The sequence below is a fragment of the Erwinia sp. 198 genome (assembly GCF_003937915.1).
Lineage (GTDB): Bacteria > Pseudomonadota > Gammaproteobacteria > Enterobacterales > Enterobacteriaceae > Erwinia > Erwinia aeris.
Map to the genome: position 1 here is coordinate 238,536 of NZ_RHUM01000006.1, position 13,263 is coordinate 251,798.

Sequence of the window (13,263 nt, forward strand, 5' to 3'; positions counted from 1 at the left end):
AAGTTTTCAGCAGGATTAAAGATGGCCGAACCTCGTTTTGTTCATTTACGCGTACACAGCGACTACTCCATGGTGGATGGGCTAGCCAAGACTGCCCCGCTGGTGAAAAAAGCGGCGGCGATGGGTATGCCCGCAATAGCCATTACCGACTTTACCAACCTTTGCGGGCTGGTGAAGTTTTACGGCACGGCTCACGGTCAGGGCATGAAGCCAATTATCGGCGCGGACTTCAACGTTGCCAGCGAGGCAATGGGCGAAGAGCTGTCGCAGCTGACCGTGCTGGCCGCGACCAACACCGGCTACCAGAATCTTACCCTGCTGATTTCGCGCGCCTATCAGCGCGGCTATGGGGCGGCCGGCCCGACCATCGATCGCGACTGGCTGATTGAGCTGAACGAAGGCCTGATCCTGCTTTCCGGCGGACGCCGGGGCGATGTCGGCAAGATGCAGCTGCGCGGCAACCAGACGCAGGTGGCCGAATGCCTGGCGTTCTATAAACAATATTTCCCTAATCGCTACTATCTGGAGCTGATCCGCACCGGTCGACCTGACGAAGAATCCTGGCTGCACGCCGCCGTTGAGCTGGCCACGGCCGAAGGTATCCCGGTCGTGGCGACCAATGAAGTCTGCTTTTTGGAAGAGGACGATTTCGACGCGCATGAAATCCGCGTAGCCATCCACGACGGCTTCACGCTGGACGATCCCAAACGGCCACGCCTCTACAGTCCTCAGCAATATCTGCGCAGCGTCGATGAGATGTGCGAGCTGTTTTCGGACATCCCGGAAGCGCTGGCGAACAGCGTGGAAATTGCTAAGCGCTGTAACGTTACTATTCGCCTGGGTGAATACTTCCTGCCGCAGTTCCCGACCGGCGATATGACCACCGAAGATTTTCTGGTAATGAAATCGAAGGAGGGGCTGGAAGAGCGGCTGGAGTTTTTGTTCCCCGACCCGGAAGTGCGCGCGCAAAAAAGGCCGGAATATGACGAGCGCCTCGAAATCGAGCTGAACGTTATCAACCAGATGGGTTTCCCCGGCTACTTCCTGATCGTGATGGAGTTTATCCAGTGGTCGAAGGATAACAACGTGCCGGTCGGGCCGGGCCGTGGCTCCGGTGCCGGTTCGCTGGTGGCCTATGCGCTGAAAATTACCGACCTCGATCCGCTGGAGTTCGACCTGCTGTTCGAACGCTTCCTTAACCCGGAACGTGTTTCCATGCCCGACTTTGACGTCGACTTCTGCATGGAAAAACGCGATCTGGTCATTGAGCACGTGGCCGAAATGTACGGCCGCAAGGCGGTTTCACAGATTATCACCTTTGGTACGATGGCGGCGAAAGCGGTGATCCGCGATGTGGGCCGCGTACTGGGGCATCCTTACGGTTTTGTCGATCGGATCTCTAAACTGGTGCCGCCCGATCCGGGCATGACGCTGGAAAAAGCCTTTGCGGCCGAGCCGCAGCTGCCGGAAATTTACGAGGCCGACGAGGAAGTCAAAGCGCTGATCGATATGGCGCGCAAGCTGGAAGGCGTCACGCGTAACGCCGGTAAACATGCGGGCGGCGTGGTGATTGCGCCTACGCAAATCACCGACTTTGCGCCACTTTACTGCGACGAAAACGGTAACCATCCGGTTACCCAGTTCGACAAGAACGATGTGGAATACGCCGGACTGGTGAAGTTTGACTTCCTGGGGCTGCGTACGCTGACCATTATCGACTGGGCGCTGGCGATGATTAACGCCCGTCGCAAGAAGCACGGCGAGCCGCCTGTCGATATCGCGGCGATTCCGCTTGATGACAAGAAAAGTTTCGATATGCTACAGCGCTCGGAAACCACGGCGGTGTTCCAGCTTGAATCGCGCGGCATGAAGGATCTGATCAAGCGTCTGAAGCCGGACTGCTTTGAAGATATGATCGCACTGGTGGCGCTGTTCCGCCCTGGCCCGCTTCAGTCGGGCATGGTAGATAACTTTATTGACCGTAAGCACGGCCGCGAAGCGATTTCCTATCCTGACATTCAGTGGCAGCATGAGTCGTTGAAGCCGGTGCTGGAACCAACCTACGGCATTATCCTGTATCAGGAACAGGTAATGCAGATTGCGCAGGTGCTGGCGGGCTACAGCCTCGGCGGCGCGGATATGTTGCGTCGTGCAATGGGTAAAAAGAATCCGGTCGAAATGGCCAAGCAGCGCGGCGGCTTTGAAGACGGCGCGAAAGCGCGCGGCATCGACGGTGAGCTGGCGATAAAAATCTTCGACCTGGTGGAGAAGTTCGCCGGTTACGGCTTTAACAAGTCGCACTCTGCCGCTTACGCGCTGGTTTCCTACCAGACGCTGTGGCTGAAGGCGCACTATCCGGCTGAGTTTATGGCGGCGGTCATGACGGCCGATATGGATAACACCGAGAAGGTGGTTGGCCTGGTGGACGAATGCTGGCGGATGGGGCTGAAAGTCCTGCCGCCGGATATCAACGCCGGGCTGTATCCGTTCCACGTGAATGACGACGGCGAAATCGTATACGGTATCGGCGCGATCAAAGGCGTGGGCGAAGGCCCGATCGAAGCGATTCTGGAAGCGCGTAATAAAGACGGCTACTTCCGGGAACTGTTCGATCTTTGCGCGCGCACCGATACCAAAAAGCTTAACCGGCGCGTGCTGGAAAAGCTGATTATGTCCGGCGCGTTTGACCGGCTTGGGCCGCACCGCGCGGCTCTGATGAGCGCGCTGAACGATGCGCTGAAAGCGGCGGATCAACACGCCAAAGCCGAGGCTATTGGCCAGGCAGACATGTTCGGCGTGCTGGCCGATGAGCCGGAACAGATTGAAAAATCCTACGCCGACGTGACGCCGTGGCCGGAGCAGGTCAGGCTGGATGGCGAAAGAGAAACCCTAGGGCTTTACTTAACCGGGCACCCGATTAATCAGTATCTGAAAGAGATCGAGCGCTACGTGGGAGGAATGCGCCTGAAAGACATGCACCCGACCGAACGTGGCAAAATGACCATGGCCGTAGGTCTGGTGGTGGCGGCTCGCGTAATGGTAACAAAACGCGGAAACCGTATCGGTATTTGTACGCTGGACGACCGATCCGGTCGTCTGGAAGTGATGTTATTCACCGATGCACTTGATAAGTTCCAGCATTTGCTGGAAAAAGACCGTATCCTGATCGTCAGCGGACAGGTCAGCTTCGATGACTTCAGCGGCGGGCTTAAAATGACCGCTCGCGATGTGATGGACATTGATGAAGCCCGTGAAAAATATGCTCGCGGGCTTGCTATCTCGCTGACGGACAGGCAAATTGATGACCAGCTTTTAAACCGTCTCCGCCAGTCTCTGGAACCTTATCGTTCGGGGACTATTCCGGTTCATCTCTACTATCAGAGAGAGGATGCGCGGGCGAGGCTGCGCTTCGGCGCAGCGTGGCGCGTATCGCCCAGCGACCGTTTATTAAACGACCTGCGGTCGCTGATCGGGTCGGAGCAGGTGGAACTGGAGTTTGACTAAAACAGGAATATTATGAGTCTTAATTACCTGGATTTCGAACAGCCAATCGCAGAACTTGAAGCGAAAATTGACTCGCTCAAGTCGGTTGGCCGTCAGGATGAAAAACTGGATATTAACCTGGATGAAGAGATCCAGCGTCTGCGCGAAAAAAGCGTCGAGCTGACCCGGAAAATCTTCTCCGATTTAGGTGCATGGCAGATCGCGCAGCTGGCGCGTCATCCTTTGCGTCCTTATACGCTGGACTATGTCCGTAATGTCTTTACCGATTTCGACGAGCTGGCTGGCGATCGCGCTTATGCGGACGACAAAGCTATCGTCGGCGGCATTGCTCGCCTGGAAGGCCGGCCGGTGATGATCATCGGTCATCAGAAAGGCCGCGAGACCAAAGAGAAGATCCGTCGTAACTTTGGCATGCCGGCGCCGGAAGGTTACCGTAAGGCGCTACGCCTGATGGAAATGGCCGAGCGTTTTAATATGCCGATCGTGACCTTTATCGATACGCCGGGCGCTTATCCGGGCGTGGGCGCGGAAGAGCGCGGGCAGTCTGAGGCTATCGCACGTAACCTGCGTGAGATGTCCGGCCTGACCGTTCCGGTTATCTGTACCGTTATCGGTGAGGGCGGCTCCGGCGGCGCGCTGGCGATTGGCGTCGGCGACAAAGTGAATATGCTGCAGTACAGCACCTACTCGGTGATTTCGCCGGAAGGCTGTGCGTCAATTCTGTGGAAAAGCGCGGATAAAGCGCCGCTGGCCGCAGAAGCAATGGGCATTATCGCTCCGCGTTTGAAAGAGCTGAAGCTGATCGATTCGGTGATCCCGGAGCCGCTGGGCGGCGCGCACCGCGATCCGCTGGCGATTGGCGCTTCGATGAAGGCGCAGCTGCTGGCCGATTTGGCCGAGCTGGACGAGCTAAGCAAAGAAGAGCTGTTGGACCGTCGCTATCAGCGTCTGATGAGCTACGGCTACGCCTGATAGCCATCCGATCGCAGAAAGAGCGGGTTCTGAACAATGCGTTGTCTGAGTTAAGGCAGCGGAGCGTTCAGGGCCCGCTTTTTTATTGGGCACAGAAAAGGGCTGTTACGGTAACTTAACGGGCCGTGCGATGGCAGCATGGCAACCCCCGTAAACGAAAAGAGAAACGTCCTGATAAAAGCGCTTAAAGTTGCGTCACCCGGCAAGGGCTGTTTTGCAGCCAAAGCGTCTTTTACCGTATTGCTTCGTCTTTATGCTTTAGCAGCCGGCTGAAAAATCCCCGCCTCGACCTGGGCTGGCATGACCACGCCGGTGTCCAGCACCCAGCCGCTTATCAGCGCCGCTGGCGTGACGTCAAAGGCCGGATTATAGACCTGTGCCTCTTCCGGCGCCCACTGCACCTGGCCGAAACCGCCCGCCACGCCGGTGACTTCGCCGGCGGCCCGCTGCTCAATCGGGATGGCGTCCCCGTTCGGGCAGTGCGCATCAAGCGTGGTATGCGGCGCAGCCACATAGAAGGGAACGTTATGGTAGCGCGCCAGCACCGCCAGGCTGTAGGTACCAATCTTGTTCGCCACGTCGCCGTTGGCGGCAATACGATCCGCACCCACCCAGATGGCATCGACCTGTTTTTTCGCCATCAGGCTGGCCGCCATGCTGTCGCAGATCAGCCGATAGGGTACGCCCAGCTCACCCAGCTCCCATGCCGTCAGGCGACCGCCCTGTAATAGCGGGCGGGTCTCATCCACCCAGACCTTTTCCACCCGGCCTTGCTGCCAGCCGCGCGCAATCACGCCCAGCGCGGTGCCGACGCCGGCCGTCGCCAGACCACCGGTGTTACAGTGGGTTAGCAGCCGGCTGCCGGGCTCGATGAGCTTCACGCCTGCCGCCGCAATGCTGTCGCACAGTGCTTTATCTTCTTCTACCAGCCGCAGCGCTTCAAAAGTCAGCGCGGTGACAAAGTGCTCCTGAGCCAGCGCCAGCTTCATGCGATCCAGATTGTTCATCAGATTAACGGCGGTAGGGCGGGAGGCGCGCAGCACTTCCAGCGCATCACCCAGCTCTGATTTGGGCATACCGTTTTCCGCCAGCAGGGCCAGCAGCAGACTGGCGGAAAGGCCAATCAGCGGCGCGCCGCGTACACGCAGCGTTTTAATATGTTCGACCAGCGCCGCCACATCGGGCGTCGGACACCAAATTTTCTTTTGCGGCAGCGCCTGCTGGTCAAGGATCCACAGCTGATTGTCACGTACTTGCAAGCTGGTTGTGCTTAGGGTCTGCATGAAGGTTAAATCCTGGTTGCGTAGTCAGGTCATATTGTGCCAACATGCCTTGCGGATGTATAGACGTCTGAACGGCTTGAGGTAAAGAAGGCAGCAGACAAGTTAAAACGTGGAGGATAAGTTAATGTCGCAATACCGTACGTTCACCGCAGCTGATGCCGTGGAATATGCCCGTGAATATGGCGGCGTTGCCGATCCACAAAGCCTGGTCAGTTCGCAGGAAATTGGCGACGGTAATCTTAACCTTGTTTTTAAAATCTTCGATCGTGACGACGTCAGCCGCATCATCGTTAAGCAGGCGCTACCCTATGTCCGTTGCGTGGGTGAATCCTGGCCGTTGACGCTCGATCGCGCACGCATTGAGGCAGAAGTGCTGCAAATCCACGGCGAGTTTTGTCCGGCGCATACGGTAAAAATTCTGCATTACGATCCGGCACTGGCGGTAATGGTGATGGAAGATCTTTCCAGCCACGCTATCTGGCGCGGTGAGCAGGTTAAAGGCGTTGATTATCCGCAGGCCGCCGCGCAGCTGGGCGAATATCTGGCGCAGACGCTGTTTCATACCTCCGATTTTTATCAGCATCCGTATCAGAAAAAAGCGGACGTTATCCGTTTTACCAATCCGGAGCTGTGCGATATCACCGAAGAGCTTTTCTTTAACGAGCCTTATGAAGTACATGAACGCAACGGCTATCCTCGCGCGCTGGAGCCGCTGGTGGCCGGGCTTCGTACCGATGGTGAACTGCGCCATAAGGTCGCCGCGCTCAAGCACGGTTTTCTGTCCAGTGCGCAAGCGCTGCTGCATGGCGATGTGCACAGTGGATCGATTTTTGTGGCTGAAAACAGCCTGAAAGTGATCGATGCAGAATTTGGATTTTACGGGCCGATGGGTTTTGACGTGGGCAGCGCGTTAGGTAATTTACTGATCAACTATTGCGCGCTGCCCGGCCTGCTGGCTCCGCGTGAAGCGGCCGACGCGCGGGAAAAGCGCCTCAACGACGTGCGTACAACCTGGCAGAGCTTTGCCGAAGGTTTCCTGGCGTTGGCTGCCGAAAAAACGCAGGATCGCGCGCTGGCTTATCCGGGCTATGCCGCCGAATTTTTGGCTAAAGTGTGGCGCGATACGCTGGGCTACTGCGGCACAGAGCTGATCCGTCGTACCGTTGGCATGTCGCAGGTTGCCGATATCAAAACGATTCAGGATGAGATTATGAAAGCGGAATGCGTCCGTCAGGCGATAACGCTGGGCAGAACGCTGATTCTGGCCGCCGACCATATCGAAAACATTGATGCGCTGATAGCGCGCGTGCGCCAGAACGGCTGAGGCATCACGCAAGGTGGCATCAGCCCGACAGGTTGGTGCCGACCCGCCAGCCTTGCCCTGAGCTGAACATTCGGGCTGGCCGGCGGTGATCCCGCTAACGCTGCGGGATATTGCCTTGATTTACATCTTGAGCAGTTTTACCGTCGCATCAATATCAATTTCATCTTCCGAGAAGATCAGCGTGGTGCCCTGGAAGGTAGTGATCGCCAGTTTCTTCAGCGTACGCATTTCTCCTGGCTTAACCGATGATTTCGGCCGGATGCTGCTCATCAACACGCCCACGGACAGCACCGGATTTTCTTTGTCAATACGGGCATCGACCGGCACTTCTTCGCTGAACACCACGTAATTTTTAATGGCGGTGAGCTTCAGGCGCTCGCCTGCGATATAGATGTATTTGCTTTCCGGGACGACTTTTACCGCATAGGCTGACAGCCCCTTGCTGTTGGTAGTAGGCTCGAAAGTCACCGCCGCATCTTTTTTAATCAGGTCCGGGTTGGCGACCTTAATCACATGAAAATAACGGTTATCGCCGTTTTCATCTTTGATAAATCCGAACCCTTTATCTTTAAACCAGGTTGTGATCGTTCCGTTCATCGCCATTACCGCCTACTTAATCGTTTATCTACTCAGTTTTTGCAGCGCGCAGTGTAAAGCACAATGCCGGCGCAGACTATGCCTTTACTTTAAGTCTGGACGATAATTTTCGGCTGTGCGAGGCCGACAAAAGCGCGGTGCGGCTGAGGGAAGCAGTAGCGCGACGGAAAGAAAGCTAAGCACGGGCCGCAGACAGATTCGTCAGCAGGCTGAAAATTCGTTATCATCCGCAGCCACTTTCCGTGCGGTAACCCGATGCCTGTGATCACCGACACCTTTATTGCTCCGCCGTGCCATGACGAAATAGCTCTCCTTTATCAGGACGAGCATCTGCTGCTGATCGCCAAACCCGCCGGGCTGCTGAGCCTCTCGGGCAAAAACCCGCAGAATCTGGATTCGGTGCATCATCGGCTGGTAAAGCTATTTCCCGGCTGCACCCTGGTTCATCGTCTGGATTCCGGTACTTCCGGGCTGATGGTGGTTGCGCGCACTAAAGCGGTCAATGCCGCTCTCTGCCAGCAGTTCAGCCAGCGCGCCGTAACCAAGGTGTACAGCGCACTGCTTTGCGGACATCCCGATGATGACGAAGGGGTGATAGACGCCGCGATTGCCAAAGATCCGGCGCTGTTCCCGCTGATGTCGATTTGCGCCATCCATGGCAAGCCCGCTCGCTCCGGCTATCGGATCGTTGAGCGCTTTTATCATGAGCTGGAAAACGGAACGTCGCTGCCGCTGACGCGAGTACAGCTGACGCCGGAAACCGGGCGCACCCATCAACTTCGCATTCACTGCCAGCTGCTGGGCCACCCTATCTGGGGATGCGATCTTTATGGCGGGCGCCTGCTGCCGGGCACCGAACGGACGCCGCGCATGATGCTGCACGCCAGCGAACTGCATTTCGTTCATCCCGTAAGCCAGCAGCGAATGGAGATCCGTCATGCCAGCCCGTTCTGAAAGCGGCCCAGTCCGCAACGAACGCAGGAGCGGCTGGATGGAGACAGATAACCAAACCGCAGGCGTTTATTACCACATCAGGTCGTCAGGCACCTTAAAGTCGGCATACGGATCTTCTTCATCCTGCTCTTCCTGACTCAGGGCGCTATTTAATACGATGCTGCTTGCGTCCCGCTGAGCAATTTTATCGGCTACGCTTGCGGGAATAATAGCGTACTGGTGCTCGCCGCCGTTATCACTCGTCAGGCGAGCGATGGCGAGGCGACCGCTTGTCAGCTGCGCCTGGGTAAGCTTATCCACGGTAATTTTCTTAATAAGATTGTTATCCGTGAAGTTAAAATCAATATTGCCTCTTGCAACGACGATCCTGTTCATTTCAATCAGCTGCTTCACCTGAGCCTTATGCTCTTTGGATAAAGCCGCCTGTTTCTGCTGCTCGTTTAGCTGCTTATCGCGCTCAAGCTGGGCTTTTTTATTTTCTTCCACGGCCGCTCTTGCCTCGCGAGCCTGAACCCGCGATTTTTTAGCCGTTCTCTGGACCTTATCCATTTTTTTGCTGGTCACTAATCCAGCTTTCAGCATCTGCTCTTGTAAGGTAAGTTTTGTCATTTTCGTTTCTGAGGCTGTTGAATAATTCAGGGATTATACCTGTAATTTTTAAGGCTGTACCGCGTTTCACCCTGCGGTATGGCATTGCCGGAGGGCGCTGGCATCGGCTTAGCGAGCCGATAATTCTTTGGCACAATGCTCTGCAAACGCGTTGGAGGTGACTTTTTAATCAGTAAACCCGGCAACGTAAAGTTGCTGTTGGCATAGTGAAAGGCCTCTCCGGGCTGGCAGAGCGGACTTTTCCCCCGGATAAAGTCCAGGTGTTCCTGCGCCAGCCAGACTGCGAGGAAAGCGTCAGGCGTCAGGGAGCCTTCTTCAACCCGCTGGAGGGTGATGACCACAAAAACCCTGGTGATGCTGCCAATGCCAAACAGCGTTTTCGACGTGGTGCTGAGGTGGTTTTAGCATCAGCGTAGCCCGCTGCCGCCTGCCATATTAGTTTATCGCCTTTGCCAATAGCCATAGCAAGGGCGGGAAAGGTTTTCTCTGCCCTTTGATCAAGTAAAGCCTTTAATGCCGCTTCGGCTGGATACATGTTCTCTGTCCCTATATCTGCCCGGTTTCGCCTTAATTTTAATCCCGGTTCAGGAAAGCAGGCGTGTAGCCGATCTGCACAACGAGTACCCGCGTGAGAAAGCGGAGGCGGTTAAGCAAAAAAGGGAACCGTTTCCGGTTCCCTTGTTCTATTGCCAGAGCTGCTACCTTTCAGGACGGCAGCCGGATAACTCAGGCGGCTTCCGTTTTGCGTTCGGTTTCTGCCTGCGGCTGGCTTTTCTCCGCCCGATCCGTATGCAGAGAGTTATCCTGCTGCTTTACCGGTTGTGTCGCCAGCGCATCCGCCTCAAACTCGTCCACGTTAATAGAGCGCAGACGGCTGGCTTCGGCACGCGTCAGCACGGCGGCTTCTTCTTCCGTCAGCCATTTTTCCACCAGGCCTTTTTGCGCCAGCTTATCCAGACGGGTAAAGGAGAGCGGCTTTTGCGCTTTCTTACTCAGCCTGTCATGGATAGCTTCCGCCGCCATCACGTCCGTTAATGCTTCTTCCATCTGGCCTGCCGGGTTATTTTCGCCCGGCGTCAGATACTGGCCGCGCCCTAAACGAGTGCGAGTGGCTGAAGGCACTTGCAGGATACGCGCCAGCTGATGGTCAAGCCGGTCGGAAGGGGCGCGGCAGCAACGGCCCAGCGGGAAGACCACAACCTGCAACAGACCGGCGACCAGCCGGTTCGGGAAGTTGCGCAGCAGATCCTCAATAGCCGTTTCGGCCTGGTTCAGCGCATCCTGCACGCCCCAGTGCACCAGCGGCAGATCGGCCTCGTGGCGGCCTTCGTCTTCATAACGCTTCAGCGTGGCGGAAGCGAGATAAAGCTGGCTGAGCACATCACCGAGACGTGCGGAGATGCGTTCGCGGCGCTTCAGGCTGCCGCCCAGAACCGACATCGAAATATCAGAAAGCAGGGCCAGATTGGCGCTTAAGCGGTTCAGATGCTGATAGTAACGGCGGGTGGCATCGCGAGTCGGCGTTTTACTGGTACGCCCGGCGGTTAGCCCCAGCCACAGGCTGCGCAGATTATTGCTGGCGACGTGGCCTACATGGTGAAACAGCGCCTGGTCAAACGCGTGCAGATTATGATCCTGCGCCGCAGCCATTTCCGCCAGGATATAGGGATGGCAACGGATTGCGCCCTGGCCGAAGATGATCATGCTGCGGGTCAGAATATTCGCGCCCTCAACGGTAATGGCGATCGGCGCGCCCTGATAGGCTCGGGCCAGGAAATTGCTTTTGCCCAGCATAATGCCTTTACCGCCGGCGATATCCATCGCATCCATAATGGCGCGCTGGCCGCGATGGGTGCAGTGATATTTCACGATAGCGGAGAGCACCGCCGGTTTTTCACCCAGCATAATGCCGCTGGTGATCAACGAGGCGGCCGCGTCCATCACATAAGCGTTTCCGGCGATGCGCGCCAGCGGCTCTTCGATCCCTTCCATCTTGCCAATTGGCAGACGAAACTGGCGACGGATATGGGCATAAGCGCCGATAGCCAGCGCAATGCTTTTCAGGCTGCCGGTGGAGTTGGACGGCAGCGTAATGCCGCGTCCGACTGAGAGGCATTCCACCAGCATCCGCCAGCCCTGACCGGCCATCGCCGGGCCGCCGATAATATAGTCGATCGGCACGAAAATAGCGTCGCCGCGCGTCGGGCCGTTCTGGAAAGGGACGTTAAGCGGGAAGTGGCGCTTGCCGATTTCCACGCCCGGCGTCTGGGTTGGGATCAGCGCGCAGGTAATGCCCAGCTCTTCTTTTTCGCCCAGCAGATGGTCGGGATCGGAAAGCTTAAACGCCAGGCCCAGCACCGTAGCGACCGGCGCCAGCGTAATGTAGCGTTTGTTCCAGGTCAGCCGCATACCCAGCACCTGCTGGCCCTGCCATTCTCCCCGGCACACCACGCCCACGTCCGGGATAGCGCCCGCGTCGGAGCCCGCTTCGGGGCTGGTCAGCGCAAAGCAAGGGATCTCCTGGCCGCTGGCCAGACGAGGCAGATAGTAATCTTTTTGCTCGTCGGTGCCGTAATGCTGCAACAGCTCGCCCGGGCCAAGCGAGTTAGGCACGCCAACGGTAATCGCCAGAATACCGGAAACGCCCGCCAGCTTTTGCAGCACGCGCGCCTGGGCATAGGCGGAAAACTCAAGGCCGCCGTACTCTTTTTTAATGATCATGGCAAAGAAACGCTGCTCTTTCAGGTAAGCCCATAGCTCCGGCGGCAGGTCGGCCATCTCATGGGTGATCTGAAAGTCATTAGCCAGCCGGCACGCTTCTTCTACCGGGCCGTCCAGAAAAGCCTGCTCTTCCGGCGTCAGCCCTGGCTGCGGATAGTCATGCAGCTTGTTCCAGTCCGGCCTGCCGCGAAACAGATCGCCTTCCCACCAGGTAGTGCCGGCGTCGATCGCTTCTTTTTCCGTGCGCGACATCGGCGGCATCACTTTCTGGAAGGTGTTCAGCATCGGTCTGGAAAAAAGCGCCTGCCGCAGCGGCAGCACGTTGAAGGGCAGCAGAATAATCGCTAACGGCACCAGCAGCCACGGCGTCCAGGCGCCAGCCACCGCCCAGGCCGCCGTCCAGAGCAGCACGAGCAGGCTCGCCAGCCGCAGGTTAACACGGTGATAAAACAGCGCGCCAATGAGCAAAATTGTCGCCACGCAACTGAAAACCATCATAACCATCGCTCCGTAAGTTGTAAGAGGTCTGACCTGTTAGCTACAGGTGTAATAGAGATGATTTTCTTTATCAATCTATTTACATGATAATTACAACCTGGCTCACAAAGCGCGACCGGCACGGGGCAAAGCGCCGCGTGAACGGGCAGGGCGCTTTTCGCCCGCGTGGCAACTTGCTAAACTGCCGCAGACCTCACCTAAAAGGACTCTCCCTATGTATCAGGACATCATTCGCGCCGAGCTGAGTGAAGCACAGGACACGCTCAATAATTTCCTCAGCGATGACGCCAATATCCATGCTATTCAGCGCGCTGCGGTACTGCTGGCGGATTCATTCAAAGCCGGCGGCAAGGTGCTTTCCTGCGGCAACGGTGGTTCACACTGCGACGCCATGCACTTCGCCGAGGAGCTGACCGGCCGCTATCGCGACAACCGTCCCGGCTATCCGGCGATCGCCATCTCCGACGTCAGCCATATCTCCTGCGTGGGCAACGATTTTGGTTACGATCACATCTTCTCTCGCTATGTGGAGGCCGTAGGTCGCGCGGGCGACGTGCTGCTGGGCATTTCGACTTCCGGCAACTCTGCTAATGTGATTAAAGCGATAGAGGCGGCGCGCGCGCAGGGAATGAAAGTGATTACCCTGACCGGCAAGGACGGCGGCAAAATGGCCGGAACGGCCGACGTGGAAATCCGCGTGCCGCACTTTGGCTACGCCGATCGCATTCAGGAAATTCATATCAAAGTTATTCATATCCTGATCCTGCTGATTGAAAAAGAGATGGCGAAGTAACTGACGCG

Annotated in this window: 9 protein-coding genes; 5 read left to right on the plus strand and 4 right to left on the minus strand. The window is 56.9% G+C overall.

Annotation, left to right across the window (positions count from 1 at the left end; all coding sequences use genetic code 11):
* Positions 1-21: 21 nt before the first annotated feature.
* Together dnaE and accA are read left to right on the plus strand one after the other, a co-directional pair.
* Positions 22-3,504, plus strand: coding sequence for a DNA polymerase III subunit alpha (gene dnaE, locus EGK14_RS10805; RefSeq protein WP_125289104.1), 3,483 nt, complete (start codon positions 22-24; stop codon positions 3,502-3,504).
* Between the two features lie 12 nt (positions 3,505-3,516).
* Positions 3,517-4,476, plus strand: coding sequence for an acetyl-CoA carboxylase carboxyl transferase subunit alpha (accA, locus tag EGK14_RS10810; RefSeq protein WP_125289105.1), 960 nt, complete (start codon positions 3,517-3,519; stop codon positions 4,474-4,476).
* A gap of 251 nt (positions 4,477-4,727) precedes the next feature.
* Here accA and mtnA read toward each other — a convergent pair whose 3' ends face one another.
* On the minus strand, positions 4,728-5,759 hold the full coding sequence (gene mtnA, locus EGK14_RS10815; protein ID WP_125289106.1) for an S-methyl-5-thioribose-1-phosphate isomerase: 1,032 nt from the start codon (positions 5,757-5,759) through the stop codon (positions 4,728-4,730).
* Between the two features lie 124 nt (positions 5,760-5,883).
* Between mtnA and mtnK the strand changes: the two genes are divergently transcribed.
* Positions 5,884-7,083, plus strand: coding sequence for an S-methyl-5-thioribose kinase (gene mtnK, locus EGK14_RS10820; protein ID WP_125289107.1), 1,200 nt, complete (start codon positions 5,884-5,886; stop codon positions 7,081-7,083).
* Positions 7,084-7,203: 120 nt separating this feature from the next.
* On the opposite strand, the gene EGK14_RS10825 is transcribed toward mtnK, so the two are convergent.
* Positions 7,204-7,686: a cold-shock protein gene (locus tag EGK14_RS10825; RefSeq protein WP_125289108.1), complete on the minus strand. Its 483-nt coding sequence runs from the start codon at positions 7,684-7,686 to the stop codon at positions 7,204-7,206.
* Positions 7,687-7,935: 249 nt separating this feature from the next.
* Between EGK14_RS10825 and EGK14_RS10830 the strand changes: the two genes are divergently transcribed.
* Positions 7,936-8,634, plus strand: coding sequence for an RluA family pseudouridine synthase (locus tag EGK14_RS10830; protein WP_125289109.1), 699 nt, complete (start codon positions 7,936-7,938; stop codon positions 8,632-8,634).
* Positions 8,635-8,703: 69 nt separating this feature from the next.
* On the opposite strand, the gene EGK14_RS10835 is transcribed toward EGK14_RS10830, so the two are convergent.
* Positions 8,704-9,243, minus strand: a complete 540-nt coding sequence (locus tag EGK14_RS10835; protein WP_125289110.1) for a DUF2058 domain-containing protein — start codon at positions 9,241-9,243, stop codon at positions 8,704-8,706.
* A gap of 726 nt (positions 9,244-9,969) precedes the next feature.
* On the minus strand, positions 9,970-12,462 hold the full coding sequence (fadE, locus tag EGK14_RS10840; protein WP_125289111.1) for an acyl-CoA dehydrogenase FadE: 2,493 nt from the start codon (positions 12,460-12,462) through the stop codon (positions 9,970-9,972).
* 214 nt (positions 12,463-12,676) lie between these two features.
* Between fadE and lpcA the strand changes: the two genes are divergently transcribed.
* Complete coding sequence (gene lpcA / locus EGK14_RS10845; protein ID WP_125289112.1) at positions 12,677-13,255, plus strand: D-sedoheptulose 7-phosphate isomerase; 579 nt, start codon at positions 12,677-12,679, stop codon at positions 13,253-13,255.
* The last annotated feature ends 8 nt before the right edge of the window (positions 13,256-13,263 follow it).